Annotated in this window: 16 protein-coding genes, 1 other RNA gene and 1 other annotated feature; of the genes, 3 read left to right on the forward strand and 14 right to left on the reverse strand. The window is 35.4% G+C overall.

Annotated features, from left to right (window positions below; all coding sequences use genetic code 11):
* Positions 1-6: 6 nt before the first annotated feature.
* The 4 genes from D8M06_RS03500 to cymR form a co-directional block, all read right to left on the reverse strand.
* A complete protein-coding gene (locus D8M06_RS03500) occupies positions 7-681 on the reverse strand; it encodes a tetratricopeptide repeat protein (RefSeq protein ID WP_121202948.1) in 675 nt (224 codons plus the stop codon).
* Positions 682-719: 38 nt separating this feature from the next.
* Positions 720-1,832, reverse strand: a complete 1,113-nt coding sequence (gene mnmA, locus D8M06_RS03505) for a tRNA 2-thiouridine(34) synthase MnmA (RefSeq protein WP_121202949.1) — start codon at positions 1,830-1,832, stop codon at positions 720-722.
* A 16-nt stretch (positions 1,833-1,848) separates the two neighbouring features.
* Positions 1,849-2,991 carry a cysteine desulfurase family protein gene (locus D8M06_RS03510; RefSeq protein ID WP_121202950.1) on the reverse strand — a complete coding sequence of 381 codons (1,143 nt, stop codon included), beginning with the start codon at positions 2,989-2,991 and terminating at the stop codon, positions 1,849-1,851.
* 97 nt (positions 2,992-3,088) lie between these two features.
* Positions 3,089-3,508, reverse strand: coding sequence for a cysteine metabolism transcriptional regulator CymR (gene cymR, locus D8M06_RS03515; RefSeq protein WP_121202951.1), 420 nt, complete (start codon positions 3,506-3,508; stop codon positions 3,089-3,091).
* Between the two features lie 953 nt (positions 3,509-4,461).
* On the opposite strand from cymR, the gene D8M06_RS03520 reads away from it, so the two are divergent.
* Positions 4,462-5,745 carry a replication-associated recombination protein A gene (locus tag D8M06_RS03520; protein WP_121202952.1) on the forward strand — a complete coding sequence of 428 codons (1,284 nt, stop codon included), beginning with the start codon at positions 4,462-4,464 and terminating at the stop codon, positions 5,743-5,745.
* 184 nt (positions 5,746-5,929) lie between these two features.
* Complete coding sequence (locus D8M06_RS03525) at positions 5,930-6,619, forward strand: RsfA family transcriptional regulator (RefSeq protein ID WP_121202953.1); 690 nt, start codon at positions 5,930-5,932, stop codon at positions 6,617-6,619.
* A 58-nt stretch (positions 6,620-6,677) separates the two neighbouring features.
* Here the strand turns inward: D8M06_RS03525 and ssrS are convergent.
* From ssrS to D8M06_RS19945, 4 genes are all read right to left on the reverse strand, one after another.
* Positions 6,678-6,861, reverse strand: a non-coding RNA gene (ssrS, locus tag D8M06_RS03530) — 6S RNA.
* A 97-nt stretch (positions 6,862-6,958) separates the two neighbouring features.
* Complete coding sequence (gene aspS / locus D8M06_RS03535; RefSeq protein ID WP_121202954.1) at positions 6,959-8,728, reverse strand: aspartate--tRNA ligase; 1,770 nt, start codon at positions 8,726-8,728, stop codon at positions 6,959-6,961.
* On the reverse strand, positions 8,721-10,010 hold the full coding sequence (hisS, locus tag D8M06_RS03540) for a histidine--tRNA ligase (RefSeq protein ID WP_121202955.1): 1,290 nt from the start codon (positions 10,008-10,010) through the stop codon (positions 8,721-8,723). The genes aspS and hisS overlap by 8 nt, the downstream gene beginning before the upstream one ends.
* 274 nt (positions 10,011-10,284) lie before the next feature.
* Positions 10,285-10,501 (reverse strand) — a binding site (T-box leader).
* A 66-nt stretch (positions 10,502-10,567) separates the two neighbouring features.
* Positions 10,568-10,741: a hypothetical protein gene (locus D8M06_RS19945; protein ID WP_170150256.1), complete on the reverse strand. Its 174-nt coding sequence runs from the start codon at positions 10,739-10,741 to the stop codon at positions 10,568-10,570.
* Between the two features lie 173 nt (positions 10,742-10,914).
* Here D8M06_RS19945 and D8M06_RS03545 point away from each other — a divergent pair, with 173 nt between their 5' ends.
* Entirely contained in the window at positions 10,915-11,970 is a 1,056-nt protein-coding gene (locus D8M06_RS03545) for an N-acetylmuramoyl-L-alanine amidase family protein (protein WP_158591723.1), read from the forward strand.
* Positions 11,971-11,998: 28 nt separating this feature from the next.
* Here D8M06_RS03545 and dtd read toward each other — a convergent pair whose 3' ends face one another.
* The 6 genes from dtd to secDF form a co-directional block, all read right to left on the reverse strand.
* Positions 11,999-12,445 carry a D-aminoacyl-tRNA deacylase gene (gene dtd, locus D8M06_RS03550; RefSeq protein WP_121202957.1) on the reverse strand — a complete coding sequence of 149 codons (447 nt, stop codon included), beginning with the start codon at positions 12,443-12,445 and terminating at the stop codon, positions 11,999-12,001.
* Between the two features lie 16 nt (positions 12,446-12,461).
* Positions 12,462-14,663 carry a RelA/SpoT family protein gene (locus tag D8M06_RS03555; RefSeq protein ID WP_121202958.1) on the reverse strand — a complete coding sequence of 734 codons (2,202 nt, stop codon included), beginning with the start codon at positions 14,661-14,663 and terminating at the stop codon, positions 12,462-12,464.
* Positions 14,664-14,908: 245 nt separating this feature from the next.
* The gene (locus D8M06_RS03560) at positions 14,909-15,424 is read right to left on the reverse strand and encodes an adenine phosphoribosyltransferase (protein WP_121202959.1); all 516 of its coding nucleotides are present in this window, start codon (positions 15,422-15,424) and stop codon (positions 14,909-14,911) included.
* A complete protein-coding gene (recJ, locus tag D8M06_RS03565) occupies positions 15,415-17,724 on the reverse strand; it encodes a single-stranded-DNA-specific exonuclease RecJ (RefSeq protein ID WP_121202960.1) in 2,310 nt (769 codons plus the stop codon). The genes D8M06_RS03560 and recJ overlap by 10 nt, the downstream gene beginning before the upstream one ends.
* A 431-nt stretch (positions 17,725-18,155) precedes the next feature.
* On the reverse strand, positions 18,156-18,485 hold the full coding sequence (locus tag D8M06_RS03570) for a LapA family protein (RefSeq protein WP_121202961.1): 330 nt from the start codon (positions 18,483-18,485) through the stop codon (positions 18,156-18,158).
* A 249-nt stretch (positions 18,486-18,734) separates the two neighbouring features.
* Positions 18,735-21,005, reverse strand: coding sequence for a protein translocase subunit SecDF (gene secDF / locus D8M06_RS03575; RefSeq protein ID WP_121202962.1), 2,271 nt, complete (start codon positions 21,003-21,005; stop codon positions 18,735-18,737).
* Between the last annotated feature and the right edge of the window lie 8 nt (positions 21,006-21,013).

Here is a 21,013-nt window from a genome sequence, read left to right on the forward strand (position 1 = left end):
ACAACCTCACTCTTCTGTTTCATTTTCTTTTAATAATTTATCCATATTCTTCTTTGCATTTGCTGCCAATAGATGCTCTGGTTGTATCCGTAACGCTTCATCAAAATGATAAACCGCTTGTTCAATATTTTCCTGAAACAATTCGATAACACCTAAATTATAGTGAGAATCTGCGTGTTCTTCCTTTTTCTCTAGCACTTTTAAAAAGACTGATTGTGCTTCTTGCAAATGATTGCTTTGTGCTAGTGATAGTCCATACTGAAATAATATTTCTTCATCTTCCGGATTTAACTCCGCAGCCCTCATCAAATATGGGATAGACAATTTAAATTGCTCTTGATTTACAAATGAGATTCCCAACATGAAATAGACGTCGGCTTCTTCTATTCCAAGTTGCTGAGCTTTTTGAAAATACGTAATCGCTTCTTGAAAATTCTCTTGTTCAAAATATAAATTGCCAAGCCCATAATATGCAGTGGCTGCATTTTGATCTAATTCAATGGCTTTTTTGAAAAAACGCTCTGCTCTATCAAATTCTTTTAAATGTAATAATAAATTCCCAAAGTTTATATACCCTAAGGGGGCGTTTGGGTTTTCTTCTATAACTTCATTAAATAATTTTGCTGCTTCCTCGTATTTTTGTTCCTGCATTAATGTTATTCCTTGTGTATTTTTATCCATTTACTTAGAACTCCTTTTAGGTATAGACATGCTATACCCTAACCAACGTATTGAATTGCTTGGTTGTTTTTTATTACTTTGTCAATTGTTCCTCCACCTAAACATACATCCCCATCATAAAATACAACAGCTTGCCCAGGTGTTATGGCTCTTTGGTTTTCATGAAAGTTTACTTTAACTTTTCCATCTTCTAATACCTGTACAGTCACATCACTATCTTTTTGGCGATAACGGAACTTCGCTGTGCAAGTAAATTCATGCTTTACTTGATCTGGATGAATCCAATTAACATCTGTTGCCACTAATGCTTCAGAATACAATTTATCATTGGAATAACCTTGCTCCACATATAGTACATTATCTTTTAAGTTCTTCCCTACCACAAACCATGGATCTCCAGGACCACCAATACCTAGACCTTGACGTTGACCTATTGTATAGTACATTAATCCGTCATGTCTTCCTTTAACTTCTCCATCGAGTGTTTGCATTTCACCAGGTTGTGCCGGTAAAAATTCACTCAAAAACTCTTTAAAATTACGTTCACCAATAAAACAGATACCAGTTGAATCCTTTTTAGTTGCCGTTACTAAATTTGCCTCTTTGGCAATTTCGCGGACTCGGGATTTGGGCATATTTCCTAGCGGGAACATCACTTTACTTAAAATATCTTCAGATAATTGATTTAAAAAATAGGTTTGGTCTTTATTATCATCGACACCTCTAAGCATTTGGACCCTACCATTGACTTCCTGAACTCGAGCATAATGGCCTGTTGCTAAATAATCTGCTCCAAGAGATAAGGCATGATCGAGAAATGCTTTAAACTTAATTTCTTTATTACACATAACATCAGGATTTGGAGTTCGGCCAGCCTTATACTCATCTAGGAAGTAAGTGAACACTTTATCCCAATATTGCTTCTCGAAATTCACCGAGTAATATGGTATATCTAATTGATTGCACACTCGAACGACATCATCAAAATCCTCTGTTGCTGTACAAACGCCAAATTCATCCGTATCATCCCAATTTTTCATAAATATGCCTACCACATCATAGCCTTCTTCTTTTAATAATAGAGCGGCTACAGAGGAGTCAACTCCTCCACTCATACCTACTACTACACGTATATCTTTTTTATCTTTCATATCTTTTCACGACCTTTTATGATGTTAATCGATGAACGATTTTAGCAACCCGTTCGGCTGCTTCTCTTATATTTTCTTCCGTATTGAATATTCCAAAGCTAAATCGAATGGAATTTGTTGTACACGGATTATTTTTGCCAAACATTGCAGTTAATACATGAGATGGTTCCACACTACCAGCTGTACACGCACTACCGCTTGAAGCTGCAAGCCCATCCAAGTCAAAGTTGGTCAATAGTTGTTCAACATTGGCACCTGGAAAACTCACATTAACAATGGAAGCAATTTGTGAATGGAAATCCCCGTTCACTTCAAATGTTACCCCGTTCTCCCTCAACACTTCTAAAAATAATTCTTTAAACTTTTGATACTGTTCTCGACGCTTGCTTTTGTTCTCCATCGCTAGTTCTACTGCTTTTTGAAACCCAGCAATACTAACAACATTCTCCGTTCCTGGTCGACGTTTCCTTTCTTGTTCGCCACCAAACTGTAATGTATTTATAGGAACTCCATCTTTTGCGTACAAAAAACCGATACCTTTTGGCCCATATATCTTATGGGATGAAACCGATAAGAGATCTACCCCTAATTCATTTACGTTAATATCCAAAAGGCCATATGCTTGCACTGCATCTGTATGGAAATATGCTTGATGATTTTTTAACAGTTCCCCAATTTCTTGGATAGGTTGAATAATCCCCGTTTCATTATTCACAAACATAACAGATACAAGAACGGTTTCCTTACGTAATGATTGCTGCAAATCTTCCACACGAATTAGCCCATTCTTATATACCGGCAAATAGGTTACCTCAAAACCCTGTTTTTCCAGATACTCAGCAGTATGCAAGGTGGCATGATGTTCTTGGGCAGTTGTAATGATGTGGTTTCCTTTTTTTCGATTTGCAAATGCAGTACCGATTAATGCTAAATTATCTGCTTCTGTTCCTCCACTTGTAAAGATAATTTCTTTCTCATTTGCTTGAATGCTTTTTGCCATCACTCGTCTTGCTTCATCCAATAGTTGTCTTGCCTTTCTGCCAAAAGAATGTACACTGGAAGGATTTCCAAATGTTTGCTGATAAATGGGGTACATTGCATCTATAACTTCTTGATCCATTGGTGTAGTTGCCGCATGGTCCAAATAAATAGCTTCCATGATTACTTTCCTTTCCTACTTTTACGTACGTTTATTTAAATATAACTTTTTTGATAAGTATATTGCTTGTTAATCCACGATTTTTTTATTATTAGCCTTAAATATAGAACATATAAGCTTGCTGTTTTTTATCGCCGTCATGGTTTCTTAAATCTTCTAATGTGGTTCGGTCCAATACTTCTTTAATCGCATCTCGAATACGTCCCCACAGTTCCTGCTGTGCAGGTGGTTCTTCTTCTATACCTTCAACAAGTGTAATGGGTCCTTCAAGTACACGTATAATATCCCCTGCTGTAATTTCCTTTGCGTCTCTTGCCAAGATATATCCACCATACGCTCCGCGAATACTCTTAATCAACCCTGCATTTCGAAGTGGAGATGCAAGTTGTTCTAAATAATGCTCGGATAGATTATTATCTTTTGCTATTGACTTTAACGATGTTGGACCGTCCCCTTGTTTCTTTGCTAAATCAATCATTATTGTTAACCCATATCTACCTTTGGTTGAAATTTTCATACGTCACACCTCAAATTTTTATTATAAAACAAGATTGTTTATTATACATGTTCCTTAATCTATTTACCATTTTCCTGTACACAAAAAGGTTATTTTCTAGAAGATTATTACCTTTGCACATAAATTGTTACATAATTATATAGATTGTTAATATCTTTAATTCAGAATAATATAGCTCTCGCTCACACATATGTTTGATTTGTGCGATCATTCGCTTCGGCAGAATACTTGCGGTTCGCGGGCACGGCCTCAGTCTCCTCGCGGAAAAACCAGAACTGCGTCTGCATCTACTAGTAACGCTCCGAAGTAGGCTTCCTCGGCGCAAGGGCCGAAGAAGCTTAATCAAGTAGTACCCCTCGCTGCTCAGGTCTCGACACGTGCTTTTCTCGCAGGACAAGGAAGACTACGTCAGCATTAAATCGCACGAAGAAAATTAGTTTTTATTTTCGAGGTGTCTCCGTATTCTGCCCCCGCTAAGATAGATGCACAAAATGTTATAAAGATAATAACTAATGAAATCACGTTTAAGACCATTATTATTCTTAAAAACAGCATATTTCTTGTTTATACAAGTAGAGCAGACACACAACGGAGGAAATACACGGAGACTCCTGTGGGAAGAAGAGCATCGGTGAGACTACAAGTGCGTTAGCACGAAAGAGGCTCACCAACTCCCCGAGGAAAGCGGAGTGTATTTCCGTAGCGGTTGTGAAGCACTGTTCTGAATTAAATAAATTAGGAGTTACTATCGACTGTGACATTAAAAAGACACAAAAACCTTACGAAAACGCCTAAATAAAAAACAATTTAATATTACATGATATTATAGCATGAATTGCAATCCCCTTGCATTTCAGCCGAATTGGAATTAAGCTTTATACTAAAATAGCATATAAAAAAGTGAATTCAAAAGAGGATAATTTGAAGTACCTCTTAAGTAAAGGACGATTAAAATGAAACACAAACCATTAGCATATCGGATGAGACCATCCCATATTGAAGAAATTATTGGACAAGAACATCTTGTAGGAGAGGGAAAAATATTAAGTCGAATGGTAAAAGCTGAACAATTGTCTTCAATGATATTGTATGGACCTCCAGGTACTGGAAAGACTTCCATGGCATCAGCTTTAGCAAAAAGCTTAGGATTACCGGTCAAATTACTAAATGCAGTTACTGATAAGAAAAAAGACATGGAAATAGTAGTAGAAGAAGCAAAAATGCGTGGAAACATCGTATTAATTCTGGATGAAGTACATCGACTAGATAAAGCAAAGCAAGATTTTCTTCTACCTCATCTTGAAAGTAATCTAGTAACATTAATTGGTTGTACAACCAGTAATCCTTTTCATGCGATTAACCCTGCAATAAGAAGCAGATGCCATTTATTTGAATTGCATTCCTTAACATCAGAAAATATAAGAACCGCTCTATTACGTTCTATCCAAGATGAGACCAAAGGTTTTGGCACGAAAAATATTCAAGTTACGGATGAGGCATTAGAACACTTTGCCCTTTCCTCAGGTGGTGATATGCGATCAGCGTTAAATGGATTGGAGTTGGCTGTATCTTCCACTCCACCAGATCAAATGAATCAAATTGCCATTACTCTGGAAATTGCTGAAGAGTGTATGCAGAAAAAAAGTTTCTCACACGATAAAGGTGGTGATGCACACTACGATGTCATCTCCGCTTTCCAGAAATCTATTCGCGGTAGCGACGTAGATGCTGCGTTACATTATTTAGGTAGATTAATTGAAGCTGGAGATTTAGATAGCATTGCTCGAAGAATGATTGTTACAGCCTATGAAGATATTGGATTAGCAAATCCCCAAGCAGGCCCAAGAGCTATATCAGCCGTCCAAGCAGCTGAACGTTTAGGGTTTCCCGAAGCACGTATACCACTTAGTGTAGCTATTATTGAGCTTTGCTTATCCCCTAAATCGAACACTGCTTATCAAGCATTGGATCAAGCATTAGCTGACATACGTAGTGGTAAGAGCGGAGACATTCCCGCACATCTAAAAGACGCACACTATTATGGTGCTAATAAATTAGGCCGTGGAATAGATTATGCATATCCACATGACTATGAAAACGGATGGGTAAGTCAACAATATTTACCTGACTCTATAAAAAATAAACACTATTACAAACCTAAAGAATCTGGTAAATTCGAGAAAGCGTTGAAGCAAGTCTATGATAAAATAAATCAAGATAAAAGAAAAAAGGTATAATTCCTGTTTCTAGCGGTAACAATAATTAAAAAGTAACACAAAATCATCCAAGGGAATCTATTTCCCAAGATGAAATACAACAACACAGATAGATATACTACTAAACTTATCTAATTCTAATAGCAAAAGCTAACTATCTGTATAAATCTATTGTTTACTTGCTAGGAAAAGGAGTTGAACGTAAATGGCAAAAGTAAGACAAGATGCTTGGTCACATGAAGATGATTTATTGTTAGCAGAAACAGTATTACGCCACATTAGAGAAGGCAGCACACAGCTGAATGCATTTGAGGAAGTTGGAGACAAATTAAATCGTACATCTGCTGCCTGCGGATTTCGCTGGAATGCAGAAGTAAGACAAAAATATGACAGTGCTATTGATCTTGCGAAAAGACAACGAAAAGAAAAGAAACGTGCTATGGCTAAGAAATCCGGGCAACTACGTAAGCCTGTTATTGCAATGCCAGCTACTTTTGAGGAGTTCTCTGAGGAACTATCACAGAGTGAGGAACCATCTTCTATAAGTAAGCAAATGATGGAACAAGAAGCACCAACAATTACTTTGGATATGGTTATTCAATTTATGAAAGAATTAAAGAAAGACTACTATGCTTCTAATCAATCAAAAGCATCCATGGAACAATTGCAAAAAGAGAATAGCATGTTAACAGAACAAGTAACAAAACTTGAAAAACAATTAGAACAAACCGAAAATGAAATGAACACTATTAAAGAAGATTACCAAGCATTTATTCAAATCATGGAAAGAGCTAGAAAAATGACTGTTCTAGATGATCAAGGAGCAATTAAATCTCCAACATTCAGAATGGACAAAAACGGAAACCTGGAGCAAGTTGCGCAAGGTTCTAATTAATAAAAAACACTAACTCCTAATTAGGAGTTAGTGTTTTTTCTGATTATGTAAGGTGTTACTTAATCCCGATAATGCCGTTTATTTTATGTTTTGATCCCGCTATTGGCAGGTGGGTACCCTGTTTTATGTTTATTATGCTTCCGCATCTGTGTGCGGCATGCATGCACCATAAAAACCCGCAGTTCCCATTTATATAGGTGTTCGGTCAAAATACCGTAAATAAACGAACATATCAGGATTAAGTTTCTTCTTGTAAATTTATTTTAACATAGCACTATTATTTTTGCAATATTCACTATTATGAAAAATCAGTTACACATATTACAATTTAGTAACAACTCACTGGTCCTTTGAATCTAGGCGAATACCTAATTCATTTAACTGTGCATTACTTACAGCACTTGGAGCTGCAGTTAATAAATCAGACGCAGAAGCGGTCTTTGGAAATAGAATAGTATCACGAAGATTGCTTCTTCCTGCTAGTAACATAATGATACGGTCTAACCCGAGTGCAACTCCGCCATGTGGTGGTGCACCATATTCTAATGCTTCAAGTAAGAAACCAAATTGTTCTTCTGCTTCTTCTTGGGTAAATCCTAATACCTTAAACATCTTATTTTGCATTTCCTTTTGATATATACGAATTGAACCACCACCAAGTTCATAGCCATTTAATACTAAGTCATAAGCATTTGCTCGAACACTTGCTGGGTCACTATCTAATTTGTCATAATCTTCTTCTACTGGTGATGTAAACGGATGATGAGCAGCAAAGAACCTTCCCTGTTCTTCATCATACTCTAACAACGGCCAATCTGTTACCCATAGGAAATTAAATTTAGATTCATCGATAAGATCTAAATCTTTTCCTAGTTTCAAACGAAGTGCGCCTAAGCTATCATATACAATTGAATTTTTATCAGCTACAAATAATAATAAATCACCATCTTTTGCTTCAGCTTTCTTAACAATTCCTTCCTTTTCTTCTTCTGTTAAGAACTTAGCAATCGGCCCTTTTAGTTCATTATCTTCTAATTTTAACCAAGCCAAACCTTTAGCTCCATACACCTTTACAAAGTCTGTTAATTTATCAATATCTTTTCTAGAGAAATTACCAGCTTCTCCTTTTACATTTAGTAATGCTACTTTCCCTCCATTATCAATTGCACTCTGGAATACTTTGAAAGTAGACGCTGCAACAACGTCAGAAACATGAACCAATTCTAATCCGAATCTTGTATCTGGCTTATCAGATCCAAAACGGTCCATTGCTTCCTGATATGGCATTCTTACAAGTGGTAACTCAATATCGATATCTTTCACTTCTTTTACCACTTTCTGCATCATACGCTCCGTCATTTCCATAATTTCATCACTTGTCATGAAAGAAGTTTCTATATCTACCTGTGTAAACTCAGGTTGTCTATCAGCTCTTAAATCCTCATCACGGAAGCAACGAGCAATTTGATAGTATTTTTCAAATCCACTCATCATGATCAGTTGTTTAAACAATTGAGGTGATTGAGGCAATGCATAAAACTCTCCTGGGTGCACTCTACTTGGAACAAGATAATCCCGGGCACCCTCTGGTGTACTTTTCGTTAGAATTGGAGTTTCCATTTCCAAAAATCCATCATCATTTAAGAAATTACGAATTGCTTGAGTGGTTTGATGGCGCAACTTAAATGTTTCTTGCAGCGCACTTCTCCTTAAGTCTATATAGCGATATTTCAAACGTAAATCCTCAGCAACATCTGTTTCATCCTGTATTGCAAATGGTGGTGTTTTAGATTTATTTAATATAGTAATTTCATTTGCAATAACTTCTATTTTTCCAGTCTTCATTGCGGGATTATATGTGGATTCCTCTCTACCAACTACTTGTCCATTAATTTCAACAACATATTCTGACCTAATCTTCTCAGCAGTCTCCAATGCTTCTTGGGAGAAATCTGGATTAAATACAACTTGCACAAGTCCAGATTTATCACGTAAATCAATAAAAATTAAGCCACCTAAGTCACGGCGTTTTTGGACCCATCCTTTTAGAAGGACATTCTGATCAATATTTTCTTCTGTTAACGTACCATCTAGCAAACGATTACTCATTATTCTTACCCTCCTGAAGTTTTTCCTTTACCATTTCCGTTAAATTATCTATTGGAACCTCTATTTGTTCACCTGTTTCCATTGATTTAAGATTTACTACTCTATTTTCAAGTTCATTTTCCCCTAATATCAAAACATATTTAGCTTGATAACGATCAGCAGATTTAAACTGTCCCTTCATTTTCCTATTTTGATAATCTTTATCTACTTGAATTCCATTAACTCGTAAATCGTGAATTAATGAAACAGCTTCAGTAATTGCATCATCACCTACAGCAACAAAATAACAATCTAATTTCTCATCAGTTGGAACTGATATTTTCTCAGCATCAAGAGCCATTAATAAACGTTCCAGACCCATACCAAAACCGATCCCAGGAGTATTTGGTCCACCTAGCTCCTCAATTAAACCGTTATATCTACCACCACCAGCAAGTGTAGTGATGGCGCCAAAACCATCTGCGTCACTCATTATTTCAAATGCAGTATGATTATAATAGTCTAGTCCGCGAACCAAATTAGGATCTACAACAAAGTCAATCCCCATTTTGGTTAAGTAGTTTTTCACTTGTTCAAAGTAATTTCGAGATTCTTCATTAAGATATTCTAAGATGGATGGTGCAGTCTTCATTGCTGGGTGCTCTCTATCTTTTTTACAATCCAATACTCGAAGCGGATTTTGATTTAGTCGTACTTGACAGTCAGCACAAAGTTCTTCCTTATGTGGTGCAAAATGTTCAATTAAAGCATTTCGATGATTGGTTCTGCTTTCTTTATCACCGAGTGAATTAATAACAAGTTTTAAAGATTTTAATCCAAGTTCCTTATATACCGTTATTGCTAAGTCAATAACCTCGGCATCTACAGCTGGATCATCACTCCCCAGCACTTCCACACCAAATTGATTTAATTGACGCATTCTTCCTTTTTGTGGTCTTTCATATCGAAACATTTGTGCAAAATAGTATAATTTCACTGGCTGGTTTGCTTCGCCATACAATTTATTCTCTACAAATGCACGGGATACAGATGCAGTTCCCTCGGGTCTTAGAGTTAAACTTCTTCCACCTCTGTCTTCAAAAGTGTACATTTCCTTTTGTACAATATCGGTCGAATCCCCTACTCCTCTAGAAAAAACTTCTGTGTGTTCAAATAAAGGTGTTCTAATCTCTTCAAAGTTATATCTATTACATATGTCTTTTATTTTACTTTCAACATATTGCCATTTCTTTGCATCCTTCGGCAAAATATCGACTGTTCCTCTTGGGGCCTTCATACTCATTACTTTCTACCTCCATTAATTGTAAATAATTATGTATATTAATAAAACTCACATTCGCTCAGTCATTTTAACAAATGTAGTTTTCCTTTTTACGCAAAACTTTAAAATCTGACACTTTTTGCATGGACTGTTGCGTTTAATGTATAGACTGCTGATAAGTTTAATTAAATATATTCAAAGTTTCTATCAAGTACGAATTAAAACTTAAAGCAACATTTTTTATATAAAAGCCTAAACTTCCATTGCATACAAAAAACTCTCGTCCCCTTATAAATAAAGGGACGAGAGTTACCCGCGTTGCCACCCTAGTTAATGCAAACATGCATTCGCTCTTCACAGTTAACGCCTGCAAGACGTTTGTATCTACTTGATTTTCAATACAAAACCTCAGGAATGTCTTTCATCAGTTCGTCCTGTAAAAATGCTTTCAGCCACGACATTTTCTCTCTTTCCAAGCGGTTACTGATTACTTCTTCCATCATAGGTAAATCGTTTATATTAGTCCATCATTTTTCTAACTTGAATGAATATAATATTAATCTCTACGACAGATTATGTCAAGAGCGATTTATCCTTTTCTTCAACTTTTTTACTTCTCCAATAGAAATGCCAAGTTCTTCTGCAATCTCCATATAATTGGCATGCCCATCCATATTCATAAATTGATGTATATCGACCCCAAAAATATCCTTGTCATTTCCTGCATTCCATTGTTTATCTTGCATTCTCATAGCGTTAGTTCCCCTTCATTGTGGTATTGTTATAATCACTGTGCATTTAGGTCTATAGCTTAACCTTAAGTACAGATAGCGTTATAAGTATTCTGTTATAGTTTTGCCTAAAGAAGAGAATTTTATTATACTAAGAGATATGTAATAAAGAGATGATGGGGAGGATTTACTTCTTGCAGATAAATAAGCTATTAATTTTTCTATTAGCAATTTTCTTGGTGTGCATTTTCACTATACATGTTCATGCTGACCGTGCAATAGTAACTGAAGATAAAGTAAATATTCGTAGTGGTCCTGGAACCGAATACGATCCAATCGGTCAGGCGAATTTAAATGATGAATATAAGCTAATAAGAAAACAAAACAACTGGCTGGAAATAGAATTCGAAAATGGAACGGGTTGGATTATAGACGATTATATCTTAGTCCAAAAAATACAGGAAAATAATAAAGAAGGTAAAAACAATAAGGCAGTTGGTAAAACAATCACTATTCAACATGACCGTACACAATTACGAAATGGACCATCTACCGATTATGAAATGATAACCTTCGCTAATGCTGGTGAAGAATACGAAGTTATTTCCGAAACAGCTCAGTGGTATGAATTGTCAAATGATAAAATTACGTCTGGTTACGTTTACAAGGAACTAATAACGAAACCGCTGGATCAGCTAATTGGTAATTTTGAAAATAAAACAATTGTAATTGATGCCGGACACGGCGGCCATGATGTTGGTGCAATCGGCGCAACTGGCACCTATGAAAAAGACTTCACTTATTTAACAGCTTTGGAGCTGGAAAAAGAATTAACTTCATTAGGAGCCAATGTAATATTAACAAGACCAGATGATGTATTCATTTCTCTTAAATCTAGAGCTAGTTATTCCAATTTGTTAGATACTGATGCGTATATAAGCATCCATTATAATAGTTTTCCCGAACAACCAGATGTAACTGGGATAGAAAGTTATTATTATCACGAACAGGATAAGGAATTGGCTAACTTTATTCAACAGGAAATTGTCAAAGAAACGAATGCCAGAGACAGAGGGACGAGCTTTGGCGACTTTTATGTAATACGGCAAAATTTTAAGCCTGCTGTGCTGATAGAATTAGGTTTTATCTCAAATGATGAAAAAGAAAAATTACTGCAAACTACCTTCTATCAAAAACAAATAGTAACCGGAATCGTCAGTGGCTTAGGAAAATACTTTTTAGAAAATTAAAAAACGGGACAAATTTGCCCCGTTTTTTCTATCTATCTTTACTATCAATGATTAGTGTTACTGGCCCCACATTTGTAAATGAGACGTCCATCATTTCACCAAACTGTCCAGTCTGAACTTTTATGCCTTCTGCCCTTACCTTCTCGTTAAAACTTTTATACATTTCATTAGCAAAATCTGGCTTGGCAGCTTTGGTAAAACTAGGCCTTCTTCCCTTTTTAGTATCACCATATAATGTGAATTGAGAAATAGACAGAATACTGCCGCCAATATCAAGCAGTGAATCATTCATTTTTTCAGTCTTATCTTCAAATACACGAAGATAAACAATTTTTTTAACTAGATAGTTAATATCTTCCTCTGTATCTTCATGGGTTACACCTAATAAGACAACAAATCCTTTGTCAATCTCCCCAATTATCTCTCCATTCACGGACACATGTGCATCTTTTGCTCGTTGTATTACAGCTTTCATTTATTTCCATCATCCTTTAATGCAATGTTCTTGTCACACTATAAACGTCTTTAATTTGTTTTATTCGTTCAACCACTTTTCTTAAATGATGGGTATTATGAATTAAAATAGTAATTTGAATAATCGCCATCTTATTACGGTCTGATTTCCCGTTAACGTGCGTAATATTTGTCTTCATTTCATTTACAGCTTGTAAGACTTCGTTGAGTAAACCTCTGCGATCATAAGCAGAAACCTCTAAATCTACATGATATTGCTTATCGACAGTTTCCTCGTTGCCCCATTCCACATGTAAGAAACGTTGTTTTGCCTCTTGCGTTTGTACATTAGGACAGTCTGAACGGTGAACAGAAACTCCTCTTCCTTTTGTAATATAACCTACTATTTCATCCCCAGGTACAGGATTACAGCATTTTGCCAACCGTACGAGTAGATTATCAACACCTTCGACCCTAACTCCAGAATCTTTTTTATGTGCCTTACGATCACGTACCCCCGATTTAACTTCGTGAAGTGTCTGCTGAAGGTCTTGTTCCTTTTGTTTAGCCTCCCGTATTTTCTCAGTGAGGCGCGTAGCAATTAAAGCAGCTGTTATTCCTTGGTATCCAACAGCAGCATACATATCTTCTTCATTAATAAAATTAAATCGCTCAAAAACTCGCTGAAGATTTTCTGCTGTTAAAACATCCTTAGGATTAAGATTCAGAGCTCGAATCTCCCGTTCAACCGCTTCTTTCCCTTTTATAACATTTTCTTCTTTTCGCTGTTTCTTAAAGAATTGCTTTATTTTGCTTTTCGCTTGAGAAGTTTGCGTGATTTTCAGCCAATCCTGAGATGGTCCATACGAATGCTTTGATGTCATTACCTCAATTATATCACCATTTTTCAGCTTATAATCGAGTGGCTCCATCTTCCCATTAATCTTTGCGCCTACAGTTTTATTTCCAATTTCTGTGTGAATTTTATAGGCAAAGTCAAGCGGTACAGAGCCAGATGGCAGTTCAATGACATCCCCTTTTGGAGTAAAAACGTAAACCATATCTGAAAACAAATCCACTTTTAATGATTCAATAAATTCTTCTGCATCATGAGTATCACTTTGCCATTCTAGAATTTCCCTAAATAAAGTAAGTTTTTCCTCGAAGGTTTTTCTTCCACCTTTTACTTGTTTTCCTTCTTTATATGCCCAGTGTGCCGCAATACCATATTCAGCTATATCATGCATTTCTTTTGTACGAATCTGAACCTCTAAAGGATCCCCTTTTGGTCCAATAACGGTAGTGTGCAGGGATTGATATAAATTCTGTTTGGGCATAGCTATATAATCTTTGAATCTTCCTGGCATAGGTTTCCAGTTGGTATGAATAATACCTAAAGCTGCATAACAATCTTTTATACTATTAACAATGATTCGAACAGCGAGTAGATCATATATTTCATTGAATTGTTTATTCTGCTTCATCATTTTTTGATAAATACTATAAAGATGTTTAGGTCTTCCGGACATTTCCGCATCAATATTTACCTCTTTTAACTGCTCAGACAACTCTTCAATTACTTCTTGAATATAATTCTCACGTTCTTCGCGCTTTTGTTTCATTAAGTGCACAATACGATAATATTGCTGCGGATTTAAATATCGTAAAGCTGTATCTTCCAACTCCCATTTAATGGTTGAAATTCCTAGACGATGCGCTAGAGGAGCAAAAATCTCTATCGTTTCATTAGCCTTCATTCGTTGTTTTTCTGGTGGTAAATGTTTAAGAGTTCTCATATTATGCAAGCGATCTGCTAATTTAATAAGAATTACGCGAATGTCTTTGGCCATGGCAACAAACATTTTACGATGATTTTCAGCTTGTAAATCTTGTTTTGATTTATATTTAATCTTACCAAGCTTTGTTACTCCGTCTACTAACATTGCAACTTCATGATTGAATTCTTTCTCTAATTCATCCAGTGTGACGTTTGTATCTTCTACCACATCATGCAGAAATCCTCCTGCAATGGTTTCGGCATCCGTCTCTAAATCAACTAAAATACCGGCTACTTGAATAGGGTGGATGATGTATGGTTCACCAGATTTCCGAAACTGCTCCTTATGCGATTCCTTCGCATATTCATAAGCTCGATTAATAAAAGCAATATCATCTTCTGTTAGATATTCACTAGCTATGTGAACAATATCTTCAATTGTATAATTTTCGTCTTTTGCCATTCAATCACCTTGTTTACTGTCTAGGTTTTATTACTTATTTATTATTAAAAATAGCGTGTCTAATCTGCCTATTACGAATGTAAATATAATCACTATTATATGTCCTTTTATACCTAGTGTCCACTATTTGTTTTTAATCTATTTTCAAATAAATAAGATTATAAAAAGTATAAATACCATCATTAAGTATATAATAATAGGTCTGACGATATCAAATCTTCGTCAGACCATAAATTAGAAAAATTTTATTCATATTTCATTAGGGTGAAAACATCATAATCCTTTAACTTTTCCATACCATCTAAATAGCCAAGTTCAATAAGGAATGCACAACCTGCAACTACTCCACCTAGTTCTTCTACTAGTTTTATGGTAGCTTCAATGGTACCACCAGTTGCAAGTAGGTCATCAGTAATGAGTACTCGTTGCCCTGGTTTGATGGCATCTTTGTGAATAGTTAGTACATTACTACCATATTCTAGTCCATAATCTACTTTAATTACTTCACGTGGTAATTTACCTTCCTTGCGAACAGGTGCAAAACCAATTCCTAGTGAATAAGAAACAGGACATCCAATAATAAATCCGCGTGCCTCTGGACCAACAATTATATCTATTTCTTTTTCTTTTGCATATTTTACGATTTCATTTACAGCGGTTCTATATGCCTCTCCATCATTCATTAATGGTGTAATATCTTTAAAGCGAATTCCTTCTTTTGGATAATTATCTACAATTTCAACATATTGTCTTAAATCCATTCCTTTATTTCCTCCTTGGCGGTTTGCAAATCAGAAATGTAACTTGAAAACCAGTTCCTTAATTCTTCATAATTTGAATAATATAATGTTTTTTCCATTTGAATCCTGTTTAAACGTTCTTGATACAATTTCGAATCACTAAGATCACGTTTATTTGGATTTGGATTGATTTGAATAACACCATTGTCTATTTTAACAAAACCTAATTCAAAAAACACTTTTGATATGAACACTATTTGTTCTTTACTCCAGCCCTTTGCATTCATAATTGCCGTCAATTCTCTCTTTAAGTCTAATTCTTTTCGCTTTTTTATTAGAGCATAAAACCAGACAAAGTTCTCTCTAGACGGAAAAGAAGTTAGATAAGCACTATCTTCTACGGTATAACATGCTTGTATAATTTTTGGCTTGGCTCTTTGTATAATTTCTTCTAGTTGTTCTAATTTGTCTGGTAAGTCAAAGATAAATAGTATATCTGTTTTCGAAATAAATTGCTGATCCGTATCGTAAGTAATTTGTTTAAGGTCTGAACGAAGTGGTTTTTCCTCTTTTGTTAAAGCTAATAAATCAAGATGGAGATACGGGTCAACTTCAGTATGTCTTCTTCCTCTATTATCAAATAATTGCCATGAATCAATTCTCATATCCCGTATCATTATTTGTGGCTTTTTCATACCATTCCATTCATTAATACTCAATTCACCAACAACTGTTAATGGAGTCATCGGAGAAATAAAGTGGTATAAATCCCCTTGCCCGAAACCGATTCCTTCTACCTGTGTTTTCTCCTTTTTAAATTGTAGTTTCAAATGATTTTTTGAACTACCAATTTGGCGCACATTATCTGGAATTTCTACAATTTGAAAAAGTGGTTTGGGGTTTTTCATACCAAATGGAGATAATCTTGAAATCTCTTTTATTAGCTCAATACTAATATCGGAGAGATTTAGTGTATCAGTAATCTCAATTTCCTGTTTGAAATCATCTTCCGATAATTCTTTATAAATAAATTCATTTAGTTTTTCATTTATACAATTAATATTCTCAACAGGTAAAGTCATACCAGCAGCTTGTGCATGTCCTCCAAAATGAGTAAATAACTCTCGAACTTTCATACAATTTTGGAACAAATCAAATGCCGGGATACTTCTTGCAGAGCCTTTAGCTTCCCCCGTCTCAGGTTTTATGGTTAGAACGATAGCAGGTCGGTCATATTTCCTTACCAGTTTTGAAGCCACAATTCCCAAGACGCCTTCATTCCATCCTTCTTTAGCTACCACAATTACTCCTTCTACTTCTGAGACAATCTGTTCTGCCTCTTTAACTATATTATTGACAATCTCTTTCCTTTGTTCGTTGATGGCCTCAATTTCTTCTGCTAACTCTGTTGCTTCGTAAAGGTCATCCGACATCAACAGCTGAACAGCCAAATCAGCATCTTGCAGCCTGCCAACAGCATTTAATCTTGGTCCAATAGAAAATCCTACATCTTCTTCTGTTATATTTCCATTCATTTTACAAACATTTTTCAATGCCTTTATACCAAGATTCTTTGAAATCGTTAACGCATGCAAGCCATAGAATGTAAGTACTCGATTTTCATCTACTAATGGTACTAGATCTGCAATCGTTCCAATTGCAACAAATTCAAGTAAATGTTTTGGGAAATACCCTAATAAAGCTTCGGCAAATTTAAAAGCAACCCCAACACCAGCAAGCTCCTTAAATGGATATTCTGGAGAGCATTTAGGGTGAAGAATAGCAAATGCATCTGGTAACTCATCTTGTACTTCATGGTGATCTGTAATGATTAAATCAATATTTAATTCCTTAGCAACGGCAGCTTCATGCACTGCTGCTATTCCTGTATCTACGGTTATAATTAATGTAAATCCACTTTTATATGCTTCAATAAAGGCTTCCTCATTTGGGCCGTATCCTTCACTAAAACGGTTTGGAATATAATAATCACAATCTGCACCTAATTCCAATAATGTTTTTAGCATCACTGTTGTTGAACTTACACCATCAGCATCATAATCACCAAAAACTAATATTTTTTCCTTATTCGAAATAGCCTGATGTACTCGTTCTGTAGCTTTGGTAATCGAACTTAATTGTTCAGGACTATGTAATTGATGGAGATCAGGTGATAAAAATTGATTTGCTTCTTCTTTTGTAGTGATTCCTCTTTGAAGTAACATTTTTTTTATAATAGGAGAAATTTCCGATAGTTCATCTAACCCAGTAGTGATATCTATCGGTTCTGAGTAATTCCATTTTGCCTTACTTTGTAACATAAGTTTCACCCCTGACCAATCTATTATACTAGAGTGTAGCAGGGGGAGCAAACTAGAATATTTATCCATATACGCTAAAGTTATCTAATGATTGCTTTAATATGGCTCTTTTCGTTACTTTATTGCTTCTTAAATGTAATAGTTGATGGCAGTCTGTATAAAAATGCGGAAAAAGTTATGCTTCAAACAGCTACAATCTTTTAGAAAGGCTCTTTTCTAAAAGATTGTTGTTTTTTACATTTTATATAGACACCTGATTAACTTAATTAAAGATAAATGTGTAATGTAGTGCGTTGTTGATTTCCGCTCCGGGCAGGTATTTCCGTAGCGGGTAATAGCACTATTGTTAATTATATATATGCAATTTCTATCAACTGTAAAGTTTCAAAAAGCAACAAACTATACGAAAAGAGCCTTTAATAAAATTATTTCTATCGTTCATTTTCTGTTATTGAATCTGCTTCACTTACAGTATTCTCCACCTCGTTGTCGATATTTTTTTCATTAATAATTTCTATTGACTCTTGGTTTTCACCTTTTATTTTTTTCAATTGTCTTTGTAGCTTAAACATTTTTATTGAACCTACTGTCGCTGTAATTATACCACCCATTAATGCCGAGAAAAGAATAACCAAAATAAGCGGAGATTCTCCAGACCAAAAAATATAATTTACTTCGACTGCATCAACATTTACTATCGCAAACACAGCAACAATAATAGTAAAAATAAGAGCTAAGATAACATATGTCTGACCCTTCACTTTTACTCCTCCTCTAACTTTTCACAGATAATTACTGCTTTATCTTGTTAAGTTGTATTGTATTCTGTTACAAAAGAAGCCCACTTCACAGCTACGTGGACTTACTATCATTTCCGAAATGATTAAGAGATGCTACATTCTCACGAAAAAGTGCCTTTCTATTTAATCTACCCTTTATTTCCCAAAACAAATCAAACCCTCACTAATTTTTTAGTAAGGGTTTGACAAAATGTTATATTAAATTGCTTTTTATACCTGAGGGCCTTCTACACGTTTTTTCTTTCTAAAATCAAGTGGTTTTTCTTTAATTGACTTACCACGCCATACGAGCCAAATTTGCGATGCGAGGAATAGGGAGGAATACGTACCTGCCAATAATCCGACTGCTAAAGCAAATGCAAATGTCGTAATCGACTGTGCGCCCAAAATTAAGAAAGCAAAGACAGCAATCAATGTCGTAATAGAAGTGTTCATACTTCTTGTAAAGGATTGTACGTAACTTCGATTAATAATTGCTGCTAAGTCTTTAAAGGAATTAACTCGTTTTCTCAATCGAATATTTTCTCTTATGCGATCAAATATAACGATCGTATTATTAATCGAATAACCCACAATCGTAAGAAGTGCTGAAACAATTGTTATGTCAAATTCAATTTGCGTAAAACTAAATACAGCAAGCATAATAAACACATCATGTAACAACGCAATTAAGGCAGTGATTGCAAAGAAAAATTCAAAACGGAAAGTAACATATATGATGATAAATATACTAGCAATAGCTACTGCATATATAGCGTTTTTCACCAATTCTTGTCCAACAATAGGAGAAACCACACTAACAGTAGGGTCCTGCCCGTATTTGTCTGAGAAATATTGCTGAACTTTAGCTACTTGCGACTCAGTAAGAACGTCTTCAAATCGTGTAACAGCTATTTCATTATTATCTCCTGATAAAACAATCGATTTGGTTGTGTATCCTAATTCCTCAAAGCCTTGTTCAACTTCCTCTGTAGTTAAACTTGACTCAGAAACAACTTCGACTCTAGATCCACTAGTAAAATCTATTCCTGGATTAATTTGGAATAGGATGAACGAGATTACTCCAAGCACCAAAAGAATAGATGTTCCAATAAATAACTTTTTACGATGTTTCACGATATTTACTTCACGATTAAATAGCTTCGGTTCTTCCTCGGTATTATCAGCAATATCCTTAATCTCTTTCTTTTTAACACCTAGCCATCCTTTACGTTTTGTTAAGAACCCGCTTTGCACCCATAATCCTAATAACAATCGTGTTCCAAAGACTGCAGTTAGAAAGCTGATTAAGATACTGATAATTAGCATAGTAGCAAAACCTTTAACAGAACTTGTACCGAAGATAAATAGGACGACAGCAGCAATTAAGGTGGTAATATTTGCATCTAGAATAGTCGATAGAGAATTCTTCGTTCCTGCTTTAAAGGAAGCTTTCACAGATTTCCCTACTCGTAATTCTTCTTTAATTCTTTCAAAAGTGATAACATTTGCATCTACTGCCATGCCAATCCCTAGAATAAGTGCAGCAATACCAGAAAGAGTTAATACACCATTCATTAACTCAAACACTACTAGAACAATATACGTATATATAAGTACATTAACAGACGCAATGATACCTAGAAAGCGGTACATCCAAACGATGAATAACAAGATGAGCGTTAAACCAATAATTCCGGCAAACACCGTTTCATCCAATGCCTGCTCTCCAAATTGTGCACCGACAGAGTTAGAATAAATCTCATTCATATGTACTGGTAATGATCCTGAATTGATGATATCAGCCATTTGTTGAGCTGATTCCACGGTGAAGTTACCACTTATCATAACATTTGCAGTGTTTAGAGTTTCATTAACACTTGGTGCTGATATATACTTAGGATTTTCTTTGTTGTATTCCTCAGCAAAAGAATCACCTTCCCGATAATCCATCCAAATGACCAATAAATTGTCTGGATAAATTGTTTCCGGATCATTCATATCTTTAATTTGACTCGTCACTTTTCCAAATTTACTTGCATCGTTCAATGATAACGTTACAATTGGCGAATTGGTTGTCTGATCAAAATCCTGAGCAGCGCTTCCTTCTTTAATATCCGTGCCACTTAACAACTCCTTATCATTCACATCACGGAAGGATAGTTGAGCAGACGTACCAATAAGTTCCCTCGCTTGAGCTTGGTCTTTTACTCCCGCAAGTTGAACACGTATTCTATCTTCTCCTTCGATATTAATGACAGCTTCACTAATACCTAGACGATTTACTCGGTCATTCAATGTTTGAACAGTACCTTCCATGAGACTTCTGGTTACTTCCTGATTCTCATCTACTGGCTCTACTTCATATAGGATTTCAAAACCACCTTGAAGATCCAATCCTAAATTAATTTCCTTTGTAACTCCTGTAATCGTTGTTCCAATCGTTAGTGCGAATAAAAGTACCACTAGGAAAAAGGCAACGATTCTGCCTCTCTTTTTCATGTATTAAT

The sequence above is a fragment of the Oceanobacillus halophilus genome (assembly GCF_003628505.1).
GTDB lineage: Bacteria > Bacillota > Bacilli > Bacillales > Amphibacillaceae > Oceanobacillus > Oceanobacillus halophilus.